We start from the raw sequence: 24,715 nt of genomic DNA, 5'->3' as shown, positions 1-24,715 counted from the left end.
AGTGCTTTATTTGTTTAAAATTTAAAATAAAAAAGCGAAAGATGGTTGGACCCCGTCTTCGTTAAGAAAGGACCATCTTTCATGAACAATTCTATCAGAACTATCTTAGGAATTAAAGATCCCTATCTCAAACTAGATGAAAAGAACTTTGATAATCCAATTGAAGATCAACCTAATCAAATCATTGTCCATCTTATCCAAACTTATCCTATGCATTGCCCACGATGTGGACATTTAATGTGTAAGAATGGCTATAAAACAGTTAATTGCTTGGGACCAGAACTTCACTTTAAACCAACAATCTGGTCGATTAAAAAGCAAAAATATATCTGTAAAGCTTCCTCTTCTTGTCCTGAAGTAATTACTAAATTAGCGGCTGTTAGAGATATTAATTATCATGATCATATCTCTTTGGCGATAAAACAACGAGCCATGATGCTTCTGACGAAAAATGAATCACAAAGTGATTTAGCCAAAGAACTAAATGTCTCGAACTGGACAATTAGACGAGTCATTACAAACCTTGATCAATTCTTCAAACCTAACTATCATTGGTTGCCTCGCCATATTGCTTTTGATGATTTTAAATCTGGTCGCTTTGCGCCCAGTGGAATGAGTATGATTCTAATGAACATTGAAAATAAACGGACACTTGACATTATCCTGTCACGAAAAAATAGTTATTTGCGGAACTACTTTCTTCGATATGACCGTTCAGCACGCCTAGCAGTTCAAACAGTAACAGTTGACTTATACACTCCATATCGTCACTTAATTCATGAACTCTTCCCTCACGCTATAATTATCGCTGATCATTTTCACATCGTTGCTCAAGCGTATCGTGCATTAAATAAAATCAGGATTCAAGTAATGAATCGTGCTGGTGCTGCCACTCATGAGTGGCGTGCACTTAAGCATTTTTGGAAATTACTCTTAACACCTGCTAATGAGCTTAAATATAATAATTATTGGTCAAGACGTAACTTTAGTTACGCTCAATTAACCGATGTTGAAGTTATTCACCGTCTCCTAAGTTTTGATAATGAGTTAAAAAAAGCTTATGAATACTATCAAGACTTAATTATGGCGATTGCTCATCGTAGGAAGGAAGAATTAAAAAACTTACTCGTAATTAAATGGACACACCTTCCGCAAGCACTACAGAAAGTTCAGCGTACCCTTCGTAGTCATAAACAAGAAATCTATAATAGTTTCAAATATGACACCTATACAAACGGTCCTGTTGAAGGAACCAATAATAAAATTAAAGTTATTAAACGAACTGCTTATGGCTTTCGTAATTTCTTTAATTTCCGGATTAGAATTCTTCTTGCATTACCAAATACCTATATCGCAATAAATTGGCGAAATAAACAAACAGCTCATGCCAAAGTCCAGGCACAAGCTGCTTAGTAAAATTATTTTATTTTCTCATCAGTACTTCTTGACAAAGAGCCTTACTATCAAAACTGAATCATTTTTCATATGCTATCGGGTTGTTTGCCGTTTGATCAAGTGAGTTCCGACAACTGTCTTGCATGGGTCATTATTCGGATTCTGCAGCCGTTTAATCATCATATCAACTGCGGCATGTGCCATTTCATCAGTGGCAACGTGTACTGCTGACATGCTTGGATAAACGTACTTAACGATTGCCGTATCGTTAAAACTAATCAAGGCGATTCGATTTGGAACGTTGATTTTGGCTTCTTGAATCGCCTTAAGTGCGCCAACCGCCATCGGATCATTTGCTACAAAGATTCCATGCGGCATACGGTCACCAAGCGTCGCAATTGCCTTTTTCATCGCATTATATCCTGACATCGAGGTGTAGTTGCCAGCAAATATAAATTCTGGATGATAAAGGTTTTGTTGACGTAAGTTACTTTCAAAATAGAATCGCCGTAAATCAGGAACAATTTGTTGGTCCGTTGTCTTTTCAGTTCCTGCCAACATACCGATATCGTTAATCCCTTCGCTAACAAATTCTGAAATAACTGACCGCACTGCATTTTCAAAGTCCGGTACTAAGCAATCATAACCGGCAGCCAAACTATCGTAATCAACAAACACAATATTAGAAGTTACTAACCGCAATGCTTGAACTTGCGAATCACTAAATTTTCCAATCGCGATGATGCCCGTAACATCACGAGGAATCTCTTCCATATTATTTTGGTAAACTGGAACAGTCTGTAGTCCCTGTTGTTGCGCTGCTCGTTCAATTCCCATCCGAATCGCCATGTAATATAGGTCATCTAATTCTTGTGTAAGAGAATACCATTGAACAACAGCTACTCGTTGTACTTGGTTATTACGTGCTCGTTTATGCTTAGTATAGTTAAACTCTTCGGCAGTGGCTAACACTCGCTGACGTGTCTTTTCATTTACAGAAAGCGTCACATCATTATTTAAAATTCGCGATACAGTTGCAATAGATACCCCTGCTTTATCCGCGATATCATGTAATGTTACTGCCATACTGCTTCAGCGCCCCTTTCTTCATTTTAGGTTAAAACTATTTTAAAGCATCAACGAATCGTTGCCAACCTTCATTTCCAGCTGTGTTATCCTTAAAGACTCCCGCATTTTCCAAAACATTGGCAAAGACATTAGCAAGTTCTTGTTCCATAACCTCATCGACATTATCCTCGGTGATATTAATCCTTGACTGAACTTCTTTTGCCCATGGAAGATGACTATCTGCAATCTTATTTTCAGCACCAAGCCAAAACTTCTTAACTTCATTTAATTCATCCTTAAGACGCGCTGGTAAGATTGCTCGACCCATCACTTCAATTAAACCAATATTTTCCTTTTTAATATGCCATAGCTTTTCATGTGGATGGAAGATTCCGAGTGGATATTCATCATTAGTATTATTATCCCGCAAAACTAAATCAAGAACAAACTTATCGCCTTCCCGATGCATAATTGGGGTAACAGTATGATGACGAGTTTCACCATCAAAAGCCTTAATATCAAGACTTTCATCACTGTATTGATCCCATACCTTAATAATATGTGTACCAAGATCAATTAGTTGCTCGGTATCGGTACTAGTTAAACGAATATCACTCATTGGCCAGTTAACGATTCCTGCATTAACAGCTGGATATTCATCAAAGTACAATTCTTTCTTAATAGAGGCTTTCATCATTGGGAAAATATGCTTACCACCTTGGTAGTGTTCATGAGCAAGCATTGATCCACCAACGATTGGTAAATCCGCATTGCTTCCAACGAAATAAGCTGGGAATTGCTTTTCAATTTCAACTAAGTTAATTAAAGTTTGCCGATTAATCTCCATTGGCTCATGCTTACTATCAAGGAAGATACAGTGTTCGTGGAAGTAAGCGTATGGAGAATACTGGAATCCCCATTGTTGCCCGCCTACTGTAATTCGAATAATACGGTGGTTGCTTCGTGCTGCCTGTCCAAGACGTCCCTTGTAACCCTCATTTTCCATGCAAAGGGCACATTGTGGGTACTTCTTAGCGGTATCATGAGCAGCCGCTGCAATTGCTTTGGGATCCTTTTCTGGCTTTGAAAGATTGATGGTAATTTCAAGATTGCCGTACTTAGTTGGTTTATCAAAGACCACATTCTTCTTGATAGCAGCTACTTTAACATAGTCGTTGCTAGTACATAAGTTATAGAACCAATCAGTCGCACTTGATGGAGATTGTTGGTACTTTTCCCAGAATTTATGATTAACTACTGATGGCGTTGGGGTCATCAAATCATAAAGCTGATCGTTTAAAATTTCCTTAGCAGTTTGACCATCATCAATTTTGCCGCGTTTAACAGCTAAATCAACAAGTTGACTAACAACTGGTTCATTATCTTTAGCTTCAACATCTTCATCACCAACAAAGCCCCGAATCTTGTTTAAGACATAGATCCGGTCGAGTGGTTCATAAGTTCCACTAGCAATCACTTGGTCAGCAAACTTTTCCATTAACTTCATTTTCTCATTCCCCCACTAAAATACTATTAAAGCTTATGTGGTCCATCAACAACTTCAGCATCATAGAAACTGGCATCGTAACCAATCTTGTCACGATAAATCTTGCCAACGTTCTTCTTAAAGTTATCTGCTTCAGATTTTTTAACAATAGCAATCGCACTGCCGGCAAACCCACCGCCGACCATTCGAGCTCCAAGGCAGCCTGGTTGATCCCATGCGTTTTCTGCTAAGGTGTCAAGTTCTTTACCAGTCACTTCATAATCGTATTTAAGTGATACATGAGAAGCATTGATTAGGCGGCCTAATTCTTCAAGATCACCCTTCTCCATTGCATCAATGGCTTTCTTTGTCCGTTCATTTTCACTAACTGCATGACGGGCACGACGAATTAATGTATCATCATCAATCAAATAAGTGTATTGGTCAAATGTATCGGAATCTAATTCACCCAACTTATTAATATCTAGTTTCTTGTTAAGGCGTTTAACTGCTTCTTCACATTCTTGAACTCGTTCGTTGTATTTAGAACCAGCTAAGGAGTGATTCTTATTAGTACTCATGATAACTATTTCATAGTCACCAAGTTCAAGTGGCAGGTACTTATATTCAAGAGTATTACAGTCAAGATAAATTGCATTATTTTCTTTACCCATTCCGACAGCAAATTGGTCCATGATTCCGGAATTAAGACCAACGAAATCATTTTCAGTCTTTTGGCCAAGTTTAACTAATTCAATTTCATCAATATCAAGATTAAATTCATCCTTCAAGATATTTCCCATCAACATTTCAATTGATGCTGATGACGATAAGCCTGAACCATAAGGAAGAAAACCATGGATGTATAAGTTAAATCCGTGATCAATCTTGAAACCACGTTGCTTTAGATAAACAAGCATCCCCTTAAAGTAGTTAACCCACTTTTCATCTTTAGCACTTTGCGGTTCTGTATCATTAATGTCAAAAGTAATAATCTTACTGTCTTCTTCTTTTGCTGAATTAGCTGAGTAAATGGCGACTGTTGTGTCCTCACGCGGTCCATATACCCCATAGGTTCCAATACTGATTGCACATGGGAAAACATGACCGCCATTATAATCAGTATGTTCCCCGATCACATTAATCCGTCCTGGTGAGAAAAATACATCCTTCCCCGGTTCCTTAAATACATCTTGGTATTCAGCTAAAAATTGTTGCTTATCCATCAGAATAACCTCCATACATCAAACAAACATTAGTAAACTTTTACTAAATATAATTTACTACTTTTTAACCACCTCGTCAATAAGCGCTTACAAATAATTCAATACAACGAAGAAAACGGTTACACAGAACAAGAAATGATATACACAATTTCTTCTTTAATGCTACACTAGTCATAAATAATTGGAGGATTTAAATGAAGAACTACCAACCAACTGATCTAATTAAATTTGCTTCACGTACGGGACGCTGGACCGTTAAAAAGATTAATAATATGCCCACTTTATACACGACTAACCTTGGCAGCTACCTTCGTTTTAGGGTTTCAGATGCTAAAGAGTGTCAAATTACTGTTTTGCCAAATCAAAATTTCCTATCTCCTAGCCAAGTGTTTGCCTTTCGAATTGATGACGGAAAGTGGCAACGGGTACAAGCTAGCTTAGGAAAAATTGATATTCCACTTGATTCGACATTACATACCATCGAAATAATGGCAGCCGGTAATACCGACATTGATGAAGTGTGGCAAGACAATGAAGGCTTTGCAATTAAAAATATTTATCTCGACAGCGGCAAAATTATGGCAGCCCCGCAGCGTCCTCTGGTCAATTTTATCGGTGATTCAATTACGGCCGGTTGCTGGGTAGTTGGCAATCATCCTGCCGCTGACTATCGGCCAGAAACTAACTATGCCGGAATCTGTGCAGATCTGCTTAACGTCGATAGTGTTCGAATAGCCTACTCTGCTGGAGGAGTGCTAAGGCCTGCTACTGGCGGGGTACCAACTGCCGACGTCTTTTTAGGAAAAATTGATAATCAAACATTATGGACGCCTAATCATCCTGATCTCACCGTGATTAATTTAGGTGTTAATGACCGTCGTTTCCCTTTAACTCAATTTATTGCCGCTTTCGACCTTTTTATCCAGCAAGTTAAGCTAACCTTTCCCCATGCTCCTTTAGCAATCATAATTCCTTTTAGCCAGACTTTTGCTTCTGAGATTCGAAAAATTGCCATTAAACATAACTGTTCAATAATTGAAACCAAAACTTGGTCCCATAGTTTCACTGATGGGCTCCATCCTGATCAAGCTGGCGCTATCGCTGAAGGAAAAATGCTTGCTCAAGCTTTACAACCTCTTTTACCTCAATTCAGTGTACAATAGTAATAAGAGTTAATACGAGGAGGATTCTCATGGCTAACCAACGCTTACTTCCAATAAAGAATGGCTATAATTTTCGTGATCTTGGAGGTTATCCAACAGCAGATGGGCATCAAATTAAATGGCATCGGCTTATTCGCACAGGCTCACTTGCTCATTTAGATCAAAATGATCTCACTATTTTAGATAATATTCCCATTTCTCTAGATATCGACCTTCGCGCTCCCGATGAAGTAAAGAAAGACCCTGATCGAGTGCCTTCCCAAGCAAAGTATTATCATTTGCCTGTTTTCGAAGCCGACGAAACAGACGCCTCGCATAGTGATGAAGAAATCGCCGCACAGATGCAACAACCTGGAAACGGGTATCATCATATGATTGATGTTTATCACCGAATGACCACGGCTACTTCAGCCAAGCAAGCGTACCAGAAATTATTTAATCTCTTATTGAATAATGAACGCGGTGCCTTGCTATTTCATTGTACTGCTGGTAAAGATCGGACAGGGATGGCTGCTTATCTTATTCTTAGTGCCCTCGGAGTTGAGCAAAAGATTATTATGGAAGATTATCTGCTAACGAATACTGTTACTCAGGAGTTTCGTAATCACTGGCTGCAAGACATGCGGAATCATGGAGCCAGCGAGGCACTAGTGACAAATCGGGCTGCCCTTGCCTCAGTAGCTCCTGATTACCTAAATACAGCAATCAAAAGCATTACTCAAAATTACGGAAACGTTAACCAATATCTTAATAATTACCTTGATATTACGCCTACCGAAATAAAAGATTTACGAAAATTGTATTTAGATTAGGCTCGATTATAATTGTCTTATAAGGAGGAATTTTTATGCAAATCTCAGTACCATTAATTAATGGGATGTTAGCAGATGAATATGGTAAATATGCGCCAGCAACTGATATGTTAGCTGACCATCCAATTAAGTCATTTCCAATTAAAATTACCGACGCACCAGCAGATACAAAAACATTTGCACTCGTCTTTGTTGATTATGACTCAACCCCTGTCTGTGGCTTTACTTGGATCCACTGGTTAGCTGCCAACATTCCAGCAACGTTAACAGATATTCCTGCAAATGCTAGTCGAGAATTAGCAGATAAATTTGTTCAGGGAAATAATAGCAATGCCGGCTCGTTGGTTAATGGAAACCCATTGATAACTAGTGGTTATGTGGGTCCACAACCTCCAGACAAAACTCATGATTATACTTTAATGGTGTTTGCGTTAGATGATACTTTACCCTTAGAAAATAAATACTGGCTTAATGACTTTATCCATGCGGCCAAGGGTCATATTCTAGCAAAAGCACAAATCGATTTGCCAAGTCGTTCATGAGGAGGAACTTATAATGGAAACAAGAATTTTCTTTAATCCAGGCGATTCAGTCGCTAATATTCATGACTATAATGAAGCTGTTCGGAAGGGACAAATTTTTAAACAAGCACGTCACAATGACGAACTTGTCATCGCTAAAGATCCTAACGATAAAGAATACGCAATTTTTTACGCTAAGGATGCCTTACCAGCTGAACACGAAAAATCAAAACCCTACGAAATTAAAAATCGTCTTTAAAATAGAAAATGACTCGCGGAATTTTCCACGGGTCATTTTCTATTTCGATAAAAATCTTAACGACCACCAACAATTTTGGCTGTCGCATTTTCAAGCCGTTCAATTAATGAGTCAGCATCGTTCTTAAAGTCATCAATAAATGAGCTCGATTGTGGTTGAATACGTCCTACTTCATCACCCATAATATCCGTAACGACTAAGTCATCCCCATCCCACTTAACATCATCGTAATGGCCTTCAAGAGCTTCATCAAAAAATGCTTGGAGTATATCCCGAACAGCATTTTGAATAACAGCCTTTTCGTCAACTTGCTCACCACGTACTTGATGTTGAGCCAGCTGCATTGCTACTTCTTCCATATTTTCTGGAATTTCAACGCTCATTATGGATTCCTCCTCTAAAAAATTAATGGCGACGTAATTTTCGCCGAGCCTTTTTACTAAACTTGATTCCTTGAAGGGACTTCTTTTTCCGCTTTAATTGTGAATCAACTTGGTTATCGCTATTCTTAGCCACTTGTTGCTTTTGTTGCATTTCGCGTTGACGCTTGAGCAGGCGCTTACGTTCATATTCGCCCCATGGATTCAAGAGGCCACGCATAAAGTCAGCAACTTCCTGCTTATGATCGTCCATCCATGCTTCTGCCACATCTGCATCATCAGTATCGATACCATTACTATTGATGAATGATAAAACTAATTGTGTTTCCCGCTCATCACGATTTAATGAGGCAAGCATGTCTTCTGATGGTTGCATATTAGCAATTGCCTTTAAGCCCAACTTGTATTGATCCATGTTGATATAATCATTTTGCTTCAAGTATTCAAACAAGGCCTGCGCGCTCGGTACAATGTTATGAATTTGCTTAATTGAAATATGTGGATCTAATGGCATCATCATGCCCAATACGCGTTGCAAGTTGCTGAAAGTCCATTGACCTGGATATTCATTGCATTCTTGTACCATTAATTCCAAGAACTCTTGCACAACATAGTTCAACTCAACATCATCTAATTCAAGATTATTGAATTGGGAAGCGGACTTAATAGCTTGTTGTACATTTGCTAATAAATCCTTGAACTTCTCAGGTGTCCATGTAATTTCTTTTTTAGCAGGACTTGCTTGAACCGGGGTTGCTTCTGCTTCGTCATTCTCCGCATCCCCATGTAATTGTGCCCACGTCTTATGTGCTTTCCGACACTCGTTCATCTTTGTTCGTTGTTCTTCCATTGCTTTTACAACTTCCGCAAGATTTTCAACTTTCAAAAATTCTTGATAAGCTCGCAAAACTGGAACAACCGCAATTCCAAATTGATTAGTTAGTGCTGGATCAGCGATGAATTCCCCGACCATGACCGCTTTTACTGCTTCTGGTGTCCAAGTAGTATCGGTCAAATGCTGATCATTTGCCATCTGGTTATTAAAACGCGTCAAAATATCCTGTGCATGTTTTTGCTGATTAGCAGATAACTGATGATAGTTGGACGAAGTAAGAAACTGGTCAATATGTTGTTCTTGTTCGTTCATTATCTATATATCCTCCGTCTCCAAATTGAATTTTCCTTTCTATCATATCATAATTATATCTAGTAAATATAATAAGATTGCTAATCGATAAGGAGAAACTATACCAATGCAACGAAAAAAGATCCAAGAAGCAATGAAAAATGTCTATTTTCAAAAAATGACTGCAAATGGCTATCATGAAATTGAAGAACAAATTGCAAAATTACAACAGCAAAGGCCCGCAAAAATTGAACAATTAAAAGCAGCCCGTGCGCTTGGTGACTTATCCGAAAATACGGAATATAGTACTGCTAAGCGTGAGTTACGTCACCTTGAGAGTAGGCTTCGGTATCTCAATAAACAACTTCAATATGCTGAAATTGTGACTCCCAAGAATGATCATACTATTGATTTAGGGACAACCGTGACAGTTGAATTTGAGGATGATCATGAACAAGAAACTTATCATATTGTGGGAAAACAGGAAGCTGATCTTGCCAAACAAAAAATCTCCTTTGATTCCCCCCTCGGTCAAGCACTTCTTCACCAAACAGCTGGGATAACTGTAACTGTTGAAGCTCCACAATCTTCATATAAAGTTAAAATTGTTAAAGTTGAAGTATAGCATTGATAAGTCATTCAATGCTCCATAATCTGCTAAAGGAAATTTTTAAATTTATTATTTTCAACGATAGAGTTAATCTTCCGGCCTTTACTTAATCTAAGCAGCCGATTAAATAAACTTTAGGGTATTGCATCCCTGATTTTGACCCGGTATACTATTAAACGTTGCTTTTTAGCATCCACAATATCTTGTGTTACTAGCCGGCAGTAACTACAATATTGCACAACATATAGTAGAGGGAGTTATATTAATGATTAGCGATTATTTTAAATTTCTTGCCCACCAATTAAAGGGCTGGCCACAACAAAATTATTACCTATTCTTTTTCAGTCTCGGCTGTCAGGTAATGACTTTAGTTAGTGCTCCAATAACGTGGGTAACTGTCATTACATTTATTGGAACCACGCTTGGAGTACTTTGCGTTTTGGCAATTAATGCTGCAAAGTCGGTAAATGGTTTCTTAGGTATTTTATCAGCATTATGTTTCATCATTGCTGGTTTTAGTGCTAAAAATTATTTAAGTATTGCCGAACAAATCGCCTATGTTATTACCCTCGATTTACCAGTTTTACTTTCCGCAAACTGGAATGTTAACATGGCATCAAAGATCCGCAAATTCAATGCTCGTTCATGGACCGTTGCCATCATTGCAACAATTATCGTTTATTTTGTTTCTGGTTATTTAATCGGTCATCTTACCGACGATCCACGGCCATGGATTGATGCAATCAGCTTTTCCATTAGTCTTTCCGCCGGTGTTATTTGTTTCTTGCGTTTTAACAATCAATATTTCTGGTGGCTTGCATCTGGTCTTGCACAACTAGTACTCTGGTTTGTTTCTTACAAGCAAGGATCTGCCACTTTAGCAATGGCCGTTAACAGCTCAATTTACCTTATTAATGATGTTCTCGCCTTTACCATTTCACCATGGTACAACGAACGTGAACGTCAACGCCTCAGTAAGGAAGAAGCAGCCTATGCCAAAGAATTGGGCTTAGAATAAATATAAAAACGGGACTGTGACATAAGTTAAGTTACTTTCATAAAAAGCAAATACGCAGTACAACAATGGCCTCTAACGTCCGGCAACACCGAACGTTAGAGGCCATTGTTGCTTGCGGGGGCTCCCAGAGGCTAGCTTCGCGTCGAAAAACGAAGTCACGAGTGACTTCTGTCTCGCTCCCTGTTCCTACGATTAGTCAAGAAAAATATTTAGAAAAGAAGAGTATACTAAACAACCCGGTTCTTCTTCAAAAATCGAGAATTAGTGGTATATTAAAATTGTGAGGTGATTATGCCTTCACAGGGACCATTGAGTCCGTATACCGATAGTGGTATTTTTCATGGTGCTTAATCATGGATAAGAGACATTTCAGAGTTTTATTCATACAAGCTACCATGGCGACCTTGTTCAGTTTTGGATGAGGTCGTTTTTCTTTTAAACGATAGTAATAGTCAACAATATGATTAGAATTAGCGTGTTGTTGGCGGATCATATTACCTACAGTAAAATATAAGAGCTTACGGGCAATCGGGTTTCCACGCTTATTAATGTGATCTTGACCTAAATAGGTTCCAGATTGGTAACGACGAATATCAATTCCGACAAAGGCATTAAGCTGATTAGCATTGGCAAAGCGACTAATGTCGCCCAATTCTCCCATTAATTGAGCCGCAGTTTGTTTCCCAATTCCCGGAAAAGAGCAGTATAGGATATACTCTGGCAAGCGCTGGGCAATAGATTCCATCCGCTTGATAACCTCTTCCTTTTTACGGGTTAAGGCAATTAATTGGCGAGCATAGTAGCGAACTTCATCAACCTGAATGGCATCACTAGAAACAGCCGGATATGATTTTTGGGCGAGATCGATTAATCGATCGGCATACTTATAAGCTTTCATCTTAGATATTCGTTTATCTGTAGATGCCATTAGAATATTCTTTAATTTAACTCTCGAATAAGGCCTAACTAGTGCTGGATGAGGAAAAAGCTCCACGATATTCAATGCTAATTTAGATGTTCTATTTACAAATAATTGCTTAAGTTCTGGAAAAACTTGTTCAAGTGCAGTATGAAGATGATTTAGACGATAGTTCCAATCAGTGTTGAGTTGATTATAGAACCGACTAAGCTCATGTAGCTGAAGATAGTCTTTTTTCCAAGGAACTGTTAATCGAAAAGTATTTTCCTGGACAGTGAGCGCAATCCGGTGAGCGTCTTTCTGATCAGTCTTAACTCGTCGTAGACTTTCGGACTTTAAATGAAGTTCTAGCGGATTAAGACGGCAAAAGCGGAGACCATTGGTCTCACAAAAATGTTCAATTACTCGCGAATAAATTCCAGTCGCTTCAAAGTAGATGATTGGCTTCTGAGCTTTCTCAATCATATCTCGTAGAGCATTAAACCCCGCTTTCGTGTGTACTAAAGAAAACTCTTTTAAACAGTATTTCCCTCGATACCAGACACAGTAGCTTTTTCCCATTGAAACATCCAAGGCAAATATATCAGCCATAAAAAAACTTCCTTTCTATAAATAGAGCTAGATATAGCCGCTATCCTAGATTTGTACTTCATTTCCTAAATACTCGAACTCGTAGTTCCACAGCCTAAAAGCAAAATATCAAATCAAAGATAGCGGAGATCATTTTATAATACGGACTCGAAGTCCTTGGGAGCATGATCGATCTTAGCTCTATCTTCAGAATAACAAAAAAGTCCAGGACAAGAATTATTTTTGTCCTGAACTAATCTTAGGTTGTTTTTTTGTTTAATATTGTTTATTGTATTCATAAACTAATTCTGGTTCACGACCAGTACGATGATAAGCATTTAAGGCATCTATCTTCGCCATTTCTTGGGTGTTAAGTTCAAAATCGTAAATATCAGCATTTTGGGCAATTCGCTCTTCATGAACTGACTTAGGAATAAAAGAAACACCATTCTGGAGATGCCACCGCAGTATAATTTGCGCGGTGGATTTATTATGAGCAGCAGCAATATCTTTTAATACTGGTTCATTGAGAACTGCTCCCCGCCCTAATGGACTCCACGCTTGCGTTACTATTTGATGTTGATGATTAAATTGTAATAATAGTTTTTGCGTTAATAGCGGATGCAACTCGATTTGATCAACAACCGGCATTTCATTTGCTTGGGTTGCCAAATATTGAAGATGAATCATTTGGTAGTTGCTTACACCAATTGACCTAGTAAGCCCTTCTTTTTTCATTTCTTCAAAGGCCCGCCAGGTATCAAAAAATGATCGTTCAATTGGCCAGTGAACAAGTAACAAATCAACGTAATCCATTTGTAATTTATGTAAGGATTCTTTGACAGATTCAATGGCCTTATCGTAACCTTGATTTTCTTCTGCTACTTTAGTTGTCACAAAAATATTATCGCGCGGAATATCTAATTGCTTAAAAGCCGTCCCAACTTCTTGCTCATTTCCATATAACTGAGCCGTATCAAAAAGCCGATACCCATCTTCATATGCCTTTTTGACTGCTTGATTCATTGTCTCTTGTCCATCTACCTTATAAAGTCCAAAACCTTCTTGAGGCATTTTATTTCCATCAGCAAGAGTCAATAGGTTGTCCTTAATATCCATTAAAAATCACTTCCTTTCCTTATCTTTAATCAGCAATTTAGGATTGTCAATATCAAAATTTTCTTTTCTGAACAAACTAATGTATGATGAGCTTAAATCTATTTACGGGGAAATAATTATGGCTAAAATATTCATCGTTGAAGATAATTCTGATATTATCCATTCTACAACTCAAGAATTAAATAAATGGCAACATGATGTCATCACAGTTAAGGATTGGCAGAACGTTGCAAATGAAATTATTGCTGCAAAACCAGATCTTGTCTTATTTGATATTACTCTCCCGACGTTCGATGGTTTTTATTGGATTCAAGAGGTTCGTAAACATAGTCAAGTGCCGATTATAGTTATTTCTGCAGCTGAGATTGATACCAATGTCATGCATGCAGTAGCCGCGGGTGCAGATGATTATATTATGAAGCCATTTACAATGACGGTGCTTTTAGCTAAAATTCAAGCTTTGTTACGGCGGAATAAGCAAACGACTGATACAGAAGAAATAATGTGGGATCACAATTCATTCAATCCCCTTACTAATATTCTTACAAACGAAAACGGTACTGCCCAGCTCACTCCAACTGAAGGTGCTATGCTACAAGTTTTACTCAGTCACCGTAATAAAACCGTTTCTAAGGAGCAATTACTTCAATGGTTATGGCAAGGTGGCAAATACCTCAATGAGAACACCCTTAATGTTAATATTAGTCGTTTAAGAACTAAGCTAAGTACAATCGGTTTACGAAAATGCATTCACACAGAACGTGGTCTTGGCTATCGATTGGTGGAAAACAATGAATAAACGTTATTTCAAATTATTCTGGCGCTCAATCCTTTTTCCTACTATTGGCTATCTTTTTCTCTTAGGGCTGATTGGGCTTTTAGTAATCTTATATAATCTCCCAACTGTTTTTTGGGGCGATGTGATTCGCTTTTCTCTTCCCTTTTTTATAGTGTGGCTTATCGGTAGTGGTGCAATTAAATATTATCGATTGCGCCATTTAAATATTTTTCAGCTTGATAAATTCACTCCTACCAATATGACTGAGGGAAAACTTGTTGAATTATTACAAGATGAACAAGCAAAAAACATTGACACAATCCGTCAGTTACAAGCAACCCAGCACGAACAACTTGAGCACCTTGAATTATTTACTCATGAAATTAAAAACTATTTGACAAGTCTTAATGCCGCGGCAGAAAATTCACCAACTGTTGCAAGTACAGAAGTAAAAAAGAATATCCACCAAGCTAACTATTATCTCAACTTGTTGTTAAATGACGAACGACTAGCAATTAATAATCATGATTACGATTTTCAATGGATTGATATTGCTAACTTAATTAATAATATTTTGCAACAAAATTCTGCCGTTTTCATTCATAAGCAATTAATTCCAGAATTAACAGACTTAGACGGAATTAAGGTTCTCACTGATCGTAAATGGTTGCGGTTCTGCATTGAACAACTACTTTCAAATGCAATTAAATACTCAGCTCCTAATAGTACAATCAATATTTCCTGGGAAATGAATTCTTTGCGGATCGCTGATCATGGATGCGGTATCTCAATGAATGATCTTCCGCGGATCTTTGATAATGGTTTTACCGGAAAAAATGGGCACCGAACAACTGCTGCTACCGGGATGGGATTGTACCTTGTTAAAAAAGTCACTGAGCACTTAAATTTCAAGGTTAGCATCTCATCAGTTCAATCTAAGGGAACAACAGCTATTCTATCTTTCTTACCAGATAATATCAGATCATCAAACTAATTCTTACAAAACTGTAAGGTTCTGTACACTTCCGTAAGTGGGAAGTTGCACAGAACCTTTTTATAATTAAGACATAATCAAAATTAGTTCTCTACCAGAAAGGAAAATTACTATGACATTATTAAACCTTCAACACGTTCAACGCGTCTATAATCCTAACTCCGCTAATCCAGTAATGGCCTTAAAAGATATTACCTTTAAAGTTGAAGAGGGAGAGTATGTTGCAATTATGGGAGAATCTGGTGCTGGTAAAAGTACTTTATTAAATATAATTGCAACTTTAGAACAAGCAACTAACGGACAAGCAATCCTTAATGGCCAAGATCTCCGGCAACTTTCCAAGGACGATGCAGCACGCTATCGACGGGAACACCTCGGCTTTGTTTTCCAGCATTTTAATTTACTTGATAGTCTCTCAAATCGCGACAACATTTACTTACCACTTGTTCTAGCAAAAACTCCGGTTGCAACGATGGAAGAACGGATTAAGCCTTTAATTGATCGCTTACGTATTAATAAAATTATTGATCGTTTTCCTAGTGAAATTTCTGGTGGTCAGCAACAGCGAATTGCCATTGCCCGGGCGTTAATTACCCACCCAGACCTCCTTCTCGCAGACGAACCTACTGGAGCTTTAGATTCAAACACCAGTAACGAAATTCTTGAACTCTTTGATGAAGTTAATGCTAACGGTCAAACAATTATTATGGTTACGCACAGTGCCGCGGCTGCTAGTCATGCTAAACGCACACTCTTCATTAAGGATGGCCGAATCTATCATGAACTCTATCGTGGTGATCTTTCACTTAAAGACTACCAACAACAAATTAGTCAGACAATGATGACCTTAACGAATGGCGGTGAATAATGATGCTCTTTTTCAAACTGATTAATTCGAGCTTTAAGCGTAATCTTAAAGTTTACATCCCTTACCTCATATCAATGACAATGCTAGTCGCTATTAACTATATTTTTAAGGCAGTTGAAATTAATCGCAGTCTTAAAGATTTGCCAAGCGCGGCAGTTACTAAAGCATTAATGCAAACAGGATCAACTTTTATTATCCTTGTAACACTTGCGTTTATGATCTATGTCAATCGCTTCTTATGGCAACAGCGTCAACAAGAAATGGGTCTTTATAGTATGTTGGGGATGACGAGACGTAACTTACAAGTGCTAACAGTGATTGAAAAGTGCTATCTTTTAGTAATCAGCCTTTTTCTTGGGACTTTATTTGGAATTATTTTTGATCGACTCGCTTTTCTTGGCTTTGCTCATCTCTTGCAAATCGATCATTTATCTCAACCTTGGATTGAATGGGGCGCGGTGATAAATACAATCGTCATCATTGGTGGCTTTTTCTTAATTTTAATGGTCATTGATCTGATCAAACTATTCCGGCTAAATCCAAATGAATTATGGCATCCCCAACAAACTAAAATCGCGCGTCATGGTAAGTTCTTTACTTTTGCCGGCCTTTTGGGTGTTGCAGTCCTTGCCTACGCCTATTATCTTACAATTACGGTTAAGCCGCGGATATCTGCTTTAACAACATTCATGACTGCCGTCTTCTTAGTTGTGATTGGAACATACCTCATTTTTATTGCTGGTAGCATCATTGTCCTTAAACTCCTGCAAAAAAATAAAGGATATTACTATCGCCCTCGCCACTTTATCGCGGTTTCCGGAATGTTACAACGGATGGAACAAAATGGTGCTAGTCTTGCAACGATTTGTTTACTCTGTAGCTCTGTCCTTGTAATTTTATTTACATCTTTAACTATGTATGCCGGCATTAATGATACGGTCAATTCTTATGCCCCACGCGACCTTACAATTATCACCTCGCAGAAACTTACTGCACAACAAGAATCGACTATCAATTCTGTTGCCAAAAAACACCATGCTCAACTTAATAAGCCTGTTACCTTTACAACGAGCGCTCCGCAATACGGCTACTGGGAAAATAATCATTTCATCAACCAGGGTGATTTACAGGATATGACTAATCAAACTACCAATACGGTCATTACCATGTCGACAGCAACTTATAATCGGATTGCGGATAAACATGTTAAATTAGCAGCAAATAGGGCTTTGATTTATTCTCCCGCTAAAGAACATCGCGGTACTTTACAGATTGGTTCGCAAAAATACCAAGCTACTCCTATCCATGACTTTAACTACTACTTCAATCCAAGTCACGCTATTTATTCGCCAATTTTTATAATCACAAATAAGCTTCCGGCAAACACTGCCACAATTAACTTCACAGGAATTAATTATCGCTTAAACGGCAATAAGAAAGCTCATCTTAACTTTGAAAATGATCTTCAAGCCCAGCTTCACTTGCCAAACCAAGCATATTCTTCCCGGACAAACCTTCGTAGTCAATTGACCAGTCTCTATGGCGGAATCGTCTTTTTAGGAATTCTCATTAGCTTTGCCCTAGGAATCACGACAACTGTTGTAATTTACTTTAAACAAATTACTGAAGGTTATGAAGATCAATATCGCTTTAAGACTATGCAACAAGTTGGTTTAAGTGAGAAAGAAACAACCAAGAGTATTCATAGTCAAGTATTGATGGTCTTCATGTTGCCAGTAGTTGGTGCAATAATTAATCTTTGCTTTGCGATCCCTGCAATTCGGCAAATTCTAATTCAATTTAATTTCTATAATGTTCGATTGATGGCGATAATTGCCGTCTCAATCACTCTTGTCCTCTTATGCCTTTACTTTGCTATTTATGGACTTACTACCAGGATGTATCGTAAAATCGTTGAGCAAGGTTAAGTACAATAAATTGACATTTCTTATTTTAACGGTTACACTTTAATTACTATAAATAAGTACGGCCGATAAATGAGGAGATGTCGTTCATGATTCTTATTAACACCACCATCATAGAAAAACTTACAAGCTGTTGCTAAACTGTTTATGACAGATTAAACTGCCCTTATTTAGGCGTGATTAATCTATGTTATTGTTTAGTGACAGTTTTTAGTTTGATTTAGATTATATCGAGGTGATTTCATGACGGCAGATCCATTAAGAATAGGAATTCTTAACTTAATGCATGACAAAGTAGATACTCAACTGCGATTTACAAAAGTACTTTCTGAGGGACCCTACAATGTTGATGTACAATACTTTTACCCGCAAACACACTATACTTCTCGCCCTGTCCCTGACCTTGTTCAAGAGATTTCCCAGCCTTTAGATTTAAAACAAGTTGCTACAATGGATGCTTTTATTATCACCGGCGCGCCAATCGAACAACTTACATTTGAAGAAATTACGTATCTTGATGAAATTCATCAACTGATTGACGTATTAGTTGCCAATAACATTCCGCAACTTTACGTGTGCTGGGGAGCGATGGCGGCTGCTAACTACCTTTATGATATTCCCAAATTTCAATTACCTGAAAAAATTTTTGGAGTCTTCCATAATTATTTGCGCGCGCCAGACCCCCTCTTAAAAGGATTACCTGATGGCTTTCTTGCTCCCCACGCTCGTTATGCCGAACTCGATATTGACAAGATTATGAAAGATCCACGATTAGTTATTAATGCTGTGACCAAAAATAACTTTCTATTCTCGTTCCGCGCTCGAGAAAAGAACCAATACTTTCTTTTCTCCCATCTTGAATACGGAAAGGATGCCCTTTTAAAGGAATACTTACGAGAACGGAATGCTAATCCCGGCGTTGAGTATATCAAGCCGCAAAACTACTTTCGCGATCCGCTTCATATGAAAGATCCCGAATTTAGCTGGGCAACTACCCAACGAGTGTTCTTTGATAATTGGCTTCATTCAGTTGCGGACCACATAGCTACACAACAATTTGTAAAGGAGTAATTAATATGACGAAAATCACAAATTCAATCGTAAATTTAATCGGTAACACTCCGATTGTTAAGTTAAATCGCGTTGTTCCTGAAGATGCAGCAGACATCTATGTAAAACTTGAATTCTTTAATCCTGGTGGTTCAATTAAGGATCGGATTGCTCTTGCCATGATTGAGGAAGCAGAAAAAGCCGGTAAATTACAAGCAGGTGGTACAATTGTCGAACCAACCTCTGGAAACACTGGGGTTGGTTTAGCCATGGTTGCCGCTGCTAAGGGATACCATCTTGTCATCACCATGCCAGAAACAATGAGTGTTGAACGCCGGAAACTCATGCAAGGTTATGGAGCCGAACTTATTCTTACTCCCGGTGCCGACGGAATGAAGGGTGCAATTGCAAAAGCAGAAGAACTAGTTAAAGAAAAAGGCTACTTTATGCCAATGCAATTTGACAATCCAGCAAATCCAGCAATTCACGAAAAAACTACAGGAAAAGAAATTCTTGACGCATTTGGCGATGATATTCCTGACGCATTTGTTGCTGGGGTTGGTACTGGAGGAACACTTACTGGGGTTGGTCATGCATTGAAAAAAGCTAATCCTAATGTTCAGGTTTATGCTCTTGAACCAGCAGAATCTCCAGTATTAAAAGAAGGAAAAGGTGGCAAGCACAAAATTCAAGGGATCAGTGCTGGCTTTATCCCGAAAGTTCTTGATACTGATGTTTACAACGGAATCCTTGAAATTAAGAGCGATGACGCTATTACGATGGCACGTGAAGTTGGTCATCAAGAAGGAATTCTTGTTGGTATCTCAGCTGGTGCTAATATCAAAGGTGCGATTGAAGTCGCCAAAAAGCTTGGTAAGGGTAAGCAAGTTATTACTGTTGCTCCCGATGGCGGTGACCGTTACCTTTCAACAGAATTGTTTAATTACTAAAAGTTTAAAAAGGAAAGAGACTAAGATATTTTTAATCTCTTTCCTTTTTTCTATTGACCGCGACCTTACGTCATTAGCTACACTTGATAGTATGAAAGGAGTGGTCAATATGTATACGACTGGTCAATTAGCAAAAAAATGTAATGTTTCAATCAGGACAATCCAATACTATGACCGCCGTGGGTTGCTTCATGCTAAACGAACTGAAAACGGATTGCGCCATTATAATGATCGAGACCTTAAACAACTTCAAGAAATTCTAATTTATAAACAACTAGGATTCAGCTTAAAAGATATTCAACAGATTATTAATGACACTGACAATAATACCCTACAAAGTCTAATTATTAACCAACGAAGTAAAATTCAGCAAGAAATCAGAGATGCTTCAGCACAATTAGCAAGTCTATCTCAACTAGAAACTTTTTTAAATAAACATTCTGATTTCCCAGGAAATATTAGTCAAAGCATTTTTGATAAAATCAAAAAAACAAAGAAGTTAAAACAGCTACGAATTAAAATGTTGCTTATTGGTATCGGTATCGACTTCATTCTTTGGGGCAGTATTCTTTACTTTCTTTTTTATCAAGGAAATTTGATATGGTTATTATTAGGAATCCTTATTACAGTTGCTTTAACTTGGTGTATTACTATAAATTATTACCATCATACTTGCTATATTTGTCCTCATTGTTCTCACCAATTTAGAGTTTCGTTTAGTAATTGGCTTTTTGCACGTCATACCCCTAACACAAGGTATCTTACATGCAATAAGTGCCATCAAAAAAATTATTGTATTGAAGAATATCATTAATGAAAAATGACCAAGAGCACATAAAATTCTGCTTCTTGGTCATTTTTCGATTCTTTATAAAATTGGTGAAAGCAAGCGAGAAAAGTATTGCTTGAATTTCCGCCACTTTGATTGATTAGCAAAATACTCAGGAGTAAGTAAAGTACTCTTTTTCATATCATTTTCAAAGTCTTTCTTTAACTGAGCTGTTAGTTTTTCATTGTACGCAAATGCATTGACTTCAAAATTAAGTCTAAAACTACGGTAATCCATATTTGCCGAACCAACAGAAGCAATGTTGCTCCCACTAACCATCGTCTTTGAATGAATAAAGCCATTATCGTACTTGTAAACTTTTACCCCATTGTTCACCAAGTATTTAGCATAATATTCCGTTGCCCGATAAACAAATGGATGATCAGGCATGCATGGGATCATAATTCGGACGTCAATTCCACTTCTTGCGGCAATTACTAATGCTTCCAACACTGAATCTTCTGGAATAAGGTATGGCGATTGAATATAAACATATTTTCGCGCCGAACTAATAATTGATTCATATCCTCGTCTAATCGAATAATTTTCATTATCCGGCCCAGAAGATACGATTTGCATTGGAACCTCATCCGGATCGCCATCTGGTGCAACCAGTTCAAAATTCTTAAATTCTTTTTCAAGGTCAATTTTCTTTTTATGAGTTTTTCGACAGGTTGTATTCCAGTCCATCGCAAACCGCACCGTCATCATCATCGTTGCTTGCCCGACGACGCGGAGATGGGTATCACGCCAATAACCAAATTTAGGATCTTCGCCAAGGTATTGATCACCGATATTGAATCCACCAATGTAACCAATCTTGCCATCGATAATAGCTAGTTTACGGTGAAGATGGTAGTTTAACCGTGGCGTTTGAAAATAAGCTTTAGCCGCAGCAATAAATGCTTGCGCTTCTCCACCCAACTCTTCTAAATGCTTAAAAAATTTGAAAGTAGTTCCATGAGATCCACTTAAATCGTAGAGAACACGGACTTTTACTCCCCGTGCAGCTGCATCTTCTAAGGCTGCCAACACCCGTTTCCCTAGATTATCAGCATAAAAGGAATAGTATTCAATATATACATGATCAGTTGCATGATTTATATCATCAATTAACTTATCAAACTTCTTTTTCCCATCAATAAATACGTGAACCTTATTATTAAAGGTTACTACTGAATCATTCAAACTCAAAAAAAGGTTAACCAACTGACGATCGCGTGACAACCGGCTTCCTTTTGGCATTAATTCATGTTCTTCACTTAGTTTTCGTTGCTTTTCAAGATATTTAGTCCGTAATTGTTTTTGCTCATCTTGAATACTAAATATCTCATCATGGGATAATTGTCGTCCCACAAAAAGATATAGGATAAATCCAACTACTGGCAAAATAGTTAAGACTAATAGCCATGCCCAAGTTGATGCAATATCCCGACGACTACGAAAAACGGTCCATACTGCAAAAGCAATGTTAATTAACCATAGGACTTCAATAATTCGGCGAACAACATCCCATGTCCAAACAATATCCATAATTTAATAATCTCCCTAGTAGTATTACTGATTCATTATAGCCATTATTTGCTTACTTTTCAGCAGGTTCAGAGATTATTTTCGATAAAAACGACAAAGAACAAGAGATAAGCCGATCGCTAAAAGTCCATAAACCGCACCTACATAGCCAAGCATCGTTAAATTAGCAAAGTTAACAGTAGTCGAAGCCGTGAAAGATCCAAGTGAAATTCCAACATTAGCAAAAATTGAAATTAATGATGTTGCTAAAGCTAATGACTGCGGATATTCTTTTTCTGCCACACTAATAAATACCAGTTGAATAGTTGTTCCATATATAATTACAACGACACAAAGAGCTGCTAGAACAAGCATTCCTGTAATCTTATTTCCTAATGCTATCCCAAGAACAAGGCTTAAAATTGTCATGAGAATAAAGACAAATGGTAATTTCTGAACCCCATTGTGACTCGCAACTATCCCAGCAATTTCGTTACCAATAATACTCATTACTCCTAAAAGAAGCAGCAGCCAATTTAAACTAGTTAAGCTAAAGCCCATCACAGTAGTAATTAACGGTCGAACATAAGTATAGAAAGTATACTGGAGACTTAAGACAGCCACCGTGATTCCGATTCCTAATAAAACACGGTGATCTTTTAATAATGCTAATTGTTCTAAAATACTCCCTTTAACTTGAGGTGTATCACGAGGAGTAAGCCAGGCTAACAATGCAAATACAATTAATGTTAATCCCGAAATGATCCAAAAACTATCGTGCCAGGAAAGTAACGTTGCGATGGTTGTACCAAGAGGAACCCCAATGACCGACGCAATACTAAAACCTGCACCGACCCACGCTAGAACCATTGGCCGCTTGTCCATTGGTGTAATTATACTAACTAACAAGTTAATTAATGAAATAATGGTTCCAGCGACGGCAGCAGTAATAATTCGTGCAAATAGGAGCCAGCCAAGTGTTGGTGCCATCGCAGTTAAAGTATTACCCACAAAAAAGATAGTCATTAATAGCATAAGAAGCTTATATCGATTCCAATTGCTAGTTAAGGTAGTAATAATTGGCGTACTAATCGCATAAACTCCTGCAAAAGCTGTCACCAAAAAACCAACTGTGGAAAGCGGGACATGATAACTCCGTGCAATATCTGATAAAACACCCACAACCATAAACTCATTACATCCCAGCATAAATGCAACAAGAATAAAAGTGAACGATCGTAATTTAGCGTGCTTCACAATAAACCTCCTTTTAAAACAAAAAATTTTCTGGAAAAAGTCAATCCAGAAAATTATAAACGTTTAACAATTAATTTCCAATAGTTTTGAACTATTTAGCTTAATAAAGTTGTGATTGATAAGCAGCAAAGGTTTTATCATCAAAGCAAACCATCGTTACTTGATCAACATAATTAGCAGTCGGGAGAAAATCTTTAATCGTCTTAATCGCAATTTTTGCTGCCCTTTCTAGTGGGAAAGCATACACTCCTGTACTGATGGAAGGAAAGGCAACTGTTCGACATAAATGTTTATCAGCCAACAGTAAGCTATTGTGATAAGAATTGGCTAACAATTGATCTTCCCCCTTATCACCACCATGCCAAATTGGTCCAGGCGTGTGAACAATAAATTTGGCTGGCAAGTTAAAACCGCCAGTTATCCGTGCTTCTCCAGTTGGACATCCATGAAATTTTTCACAGGCACCATATAACGCTGGGCCAGCTGCTCGATGAATCGCACCATCTACACCACCGCCACCCATTAAAGTTGTATTAGCGGCATTAACAATTGCGTCAACTTTTATTTTGGTAATATCTCCTTTGATCACGTTAATTACTGACAATAAAATCACCCCTTTCGTTTTTTAAACTGTGGATATAGCCAAATTAACGCTACAAATGCAATACTTTTAATTGCAGTCACAAAGCCAATCCCAAAATCACGTCCGTTATTATAGCTATCAGAAATATTGAAACGGTAATCACTTATTTTCATTAATAAGAGGCTGGGAAAAAACTCCTAGTCCAAAATAAAAACCGGATGATGAATTGTTTGAACAATTCATCATCCGGTTTTTATGTACACAGGAAATCGTTCCTGATATGATGTAATTACCCCT

24 protein-coding genes are annotated in these 24,715 nt (G+C 37.8%); 14 read left to right on the top strand and 10 right to left on the bottom strand.

Features of this window, described 5'->3' with window-relative positions; translation table 11 throughout:
- Nucleotides 1-81 precede the first annotated feature (81 nt).
- Complete coding sequence (locus LMC10_RS07775; protein WP_229268889.1) at nucleotides 82-1,413, top strand: ISL3 family transposase; 1,332 nt, start codon at nucleotides 82-84, stop codon at nucleotides 1,411-1,413.
- A gap of 75 nt (nucleotides 1,414-1,488) precedes the next feature.
- Here the strand turns inward: LMC10_RS07775 and LMC10_RS07770 are convergent, their stop codons facing one another.
- Genes LMC10_RS07770 through LMC10_RS07760 form a run of 3 tightly spaced genes read right to left on the bottom strand, consistent with a single transcriptional unit; the run spans nucleotide 1,489 to nucleotide 5,175 of the window.
- Nucleotides 1,489-2,481, bottom strand: a complete 993-nt coding sequence (locus LMC10_RS07770) for a LacI family DNA-binding transcriptional regulator (RefSeq protein ID WP_035155412.1) — start codon at nucleotides 2,479-2,481, stop codon at nucleotides 1,489-1,491.
- A 37-nt stretch (nucleotides 2,482-2,518) separates the two neighbouring features.
- Nucleotides 2,519-3,970, bottom strand: coding sequence for a UDP-glucose--hexose-1-phosphate uridylyltransferase (locus tag LMC10_RS07765; RefSeq protein WP_229269407.1), 1,452 nt, complete (start codon nucleotides 3,968-3,970; stop codon nucleotides 2,519-2,521).
- A 26-nt stretch (nucleotides 3,971-3,996) separates the two neighbouring features.
- Nucleotides 3,997-5,175: a galactokinase gene (locus LMC10_RS07760; protein WP_229269406.1), complete on the bottom strand. Its 1,179-nt coding sequence runs from the start codon at nucleotides 5,173-5,175 to the stop codon at nucleotides 3,997-3,999.
- A 194-nt stretch (nucleotides 5,176-5,369) separates the two neighbouring features.
- Here LMC10_RS07760 and LMC10_RS07755 point away from each other — a divergent pair, with 194 nt between their 5' ends.
- The 4 genes from LMC10_RS07755 to LMC10_RS07740 are packed head-to-tail and all read left to right on the top strand — an operon-like array spanning nucleotide 5,370 to nucleotide 7,930.
- Nucleotides 5,370-6,338: an SGNH/GDSL hydrolase family protein gene (locus tag LMC10_RS07755; protein ID WP_229269405.1), complete on the top strand. Its 969-nt coding sequence runs from the start codon at nucleotides 5,370-5,372 to the stop codon at nucleotides 6,336-6,338.
- 29 nt (nucleotides 6,339-6,367) lie between these two features.
- Nucleotides 6,368-7,150: a tyrosine-protein phosphatase gene (locus LMC10_RS07750; protein WP_229269404.1), complete on the top strand. Its 783-nt coding sequence runs from the start codon at nucleotides 6,368-6,370 to the stop codon at nucleotides 7,148-7,150.
- A gap of 35 nt (nucleotides 7,151-7,185) precedes the next feature.
- On the top strand, nucleotides 7,186-7,692 hold the full coding sequence (locus LMC10_RS07745; protein WP_229269403.1) for a YbhB/YbcL family Raf kinase inhibitor-like protein: 507 nt from the start codon (nucleotides 7,186-7,188) through the stop codon (nucleotides 7,690-7,692).
- A 13-nt stretch (nucleotides 7,693-7,705) separates the two neighbouring features.
- Entirely contained in the window at nucleotides 7,706-7,930 is a 225-nt protein-coding gene (locus LMC10_RS07740; RefSeq protein WP_003664967.1) for a hypothetical protein, read from the top strand.
- 56 nt (nucleotides 7,931-7,986) lie between these two features.
- Here LMC10_RS07740 and LMC10_RS07735 read toward each other — a convergent pair whose 3' ends face one another.
- Nucleotides 7,987-8,313, bottom strand: coding sequence for a hypothetical protein (locus tag LMC10_RS07735; protein WP_229269402.1), 327 nt, complete (start codon nucleotides 8,311-8,313; stop codon nucleotides 7,987-7,989).
- Between the two features lie 22 nt (nucleotides 8,314-8,335).
- Nucleotides 8,336-9,457, bottom strand: a complete 1,122-nt coding sequence (locus LMC10_RS07730) for a hypothetical protein (protein ID WP_229269401.1) — start codon at nucleotides 9,455-9,457, stop codon at nucleotides 8,336-8,338.
- Between the two features lie 106 nt (nucleotides 9,458-9,563).
- Here LMC10_RS07730 and greA point away from each other — a divergent pair, with 106 nt between their 5' ends.
- A complete protein-coding gene (gene greA, locus LMC10_RS07725) occupies nucleotides 9,564-10,061 on the top strand; it encodes a transcription elongation factor GreA (protein ID WP_229269400.1) in 498 nt (165 codons plus the stop codon).
- 250 nt (nucleotides 10,062-10,311) lie between these two features.
- Nucleotides 10,312-11,064: a nicotinamide riboside transporter PnuC gene (pnuC, locus tag LMC10_RS07720; protein ID WP_011953584.1), complete on the top strand. Its 753-nt coding sequence runs from the start codon at nucleotides 10,312-10,314 to the stop codon at nucleotides 11,062-11,064.
- A gap of 289 nt (nucleotides 11,065-11,353) precedes the next feature.
- Here the strand turns inward: pnuC and LMC10_RS07715 are convergent, their stop codons facing one another.
- Nucleotides 11,354-12,574, bottom strand: coding sequence for an IS110 family RNA-guided transposase (locus LMC10_RS07715; protein ID WP_229269399.1), 1,221 nt, complete (start codon nucleotides 12,572-12,574; stop codon nucleotides 11,354-11,356).
- 255 nt (nucleotides 12,575-12,829) lie between these two features.
- Nucleotides 12,830-13,672 (bottom strand): aldo/keto reductase, encoded by an 843-nt coding sequence (locus LMC10_RS07710; protein WP_229269398.1) that lies wholly within the window; start codon nucleotides 13,670-13,672, stop codon nucleotides 12,830-12,832.
- Nucleotides 13,673-13,751: 79 nt separating this feature from the next.
- On the opposite strand from LMC10_RS07710, the gene LMC10_RS07705 reads away from it, so the two are divergent.
- The 7 genes from LMC10_RS07705 (at nucleotide 13,752) to LMC10_RS07675 (ending at nucleotide 21,051) form a co-directional block, all read left to right on the top strand.
- Nucleotides 13,752-14,471, top strand: coding sequence for a response regulator transcription factor (locus tag LMC10_RS07705; protein WP_229269397.1), 720 nt, complete (start codon nucleotides 13,752-13,754; stop codon nucleotides 14,469-14,471).
- Complete coding sequence (locus LMC10_RS07700) at nucleotides 14,464-15,444, top strand: sensor histidine kinase (RefSeq protein WP_229269396.1); 981 nt, start codon at nucleotides 14,464-14,466, stop codon at nucleotides 15,442-15,444. The genes LMC10_RS07705 and LMC10_RS07700 overlap by 8 nt, the downstream gene beginning before the upstream one ends.
- A 112-nt stretch (nucleotides 15,445-15,556) precedes the next feature.
- Complete coding sequence (locus tag LMC10_RS07695; RefSeq protein WP_016496470.1) at nucleotides 15,557-16,312, top strand: ABC transporter ATP-binding protein; 756 nt, start codon at nucleotides 15,557-15,559, stop codon at nucleotides 16,310-16,312.
- Nucleotides 16,312-18,240, top strand: a complete 1,929-nt coding sequence (locus LMC10_RS07690) for an ABC transporter permease (protein WP_229269395.1) — start codon at nucleotides 16,312-16,314, stop codon at nucleotides 18,238-18,240. The genes LMC10_RS07695 and LMC10_RS07690 overlap by 1 nt, the downstream gene beginning before the upstream one ends.
- 240 nt (nucleotides 18,241-18,480) lie before the next feature.
- Nucleotides 18,481-19,308, top strand: coding sequence for a homoserine O-acetyltransferase/O-succinyltransferase family protein (locus LMC10_RS07685; RefSeq protein WP_102816510.1), 828 nt, complete (start codon nucleotides 18,481-18,483; stop codon nucleotides 19,306-19,308).
- A gap of 5 nt (nucleotides 19,309-19,313) precedes the next feature.
- Nucleotides 19,314-20,237, top strand: coding sequence for a cysteine synthase A (cysK, locus tag LMC10_RS07680; RefSeq protein WP_229269394.1), 924 nt, complete (start codon nucleotides 19,314-19,316; stop codon nucleotides 20,235-20,237).
- Nucleotides 20,238-20,346: 109 nt separating this feature from the next.
- Nucleotides 20,347-21,051, top strand: coding sequence for a MerR family transcriptional regulator (locus tag LMC10_RS07675; protein ID WP_229269393.1), 705 nt, complete (start codon nucleotides 20,347-20,349; stop codon nucleotides 21,049-21,051).
- Between the two features lie 54 nt (nucleotides 21,052-21,105).
- Here the strand turns inward: LMC10_RS07675 and cls are convergent, their stop codons facing one another.
- The 3 genes from cls to LMC10_RS07660 form a co-directional block, all read right to left on the bottom strand.
- Nucleotides 21,106-22,599, bottom strand: a complete 1,494-nt coding sequence (cls, locus tag LMC10_RS07670; protein WP_003669264.1) for a cardiolipin synthase — start codon at nucleotides 22,597-22,599, stop codon at nucleotides 21,106-21,108.
- Nucleotides 22,600-22,674: 75 nt separating this feature from the next.
- A complete protein-coding gene (locus LMC10_RS07665) occupies nucleotides 22,675-23,835 on the bottom strand; it encodes an MFS transporter (RefSeq protein ID WP_229269392.1) in 1,161 nt (386 codons plus the stop codon).
- 100 nt (nucleotides 23,836-23,935) lie between these two features.
- Nucleotides 23,936-24,439 (bottom strand): O-acetyl-ADP-ribose deacetylase, encoded by a 504-nt coding sequence (locus LMC10_RS07660; RefSeq protein ID WP_229269391.1) that lies wholly within the window; start codon nucleotides 24,437-24,439, stop codon nucleotides 23,936-23,938.
- Nucleotides 24,440-24,715 lie beyond the last annotated feature (276 nt).

The sequence above is a fragment of the Limosilactobacillus reuteri subsp. simiae genome, assembly GCF_020784875.1.
Classification (GTDB): Bacteria; Bacillota; Bacilli; order Lactobacillales; family Lactobacillaceae; genus Limosilactobacillus; species Limosilactobacillus reuteri_H.
The sequence above is the reverse complement of the archived record's forward strand: the minus strand, read 5'-3'. Positions and strand labels throughout refer to the sequence as shown.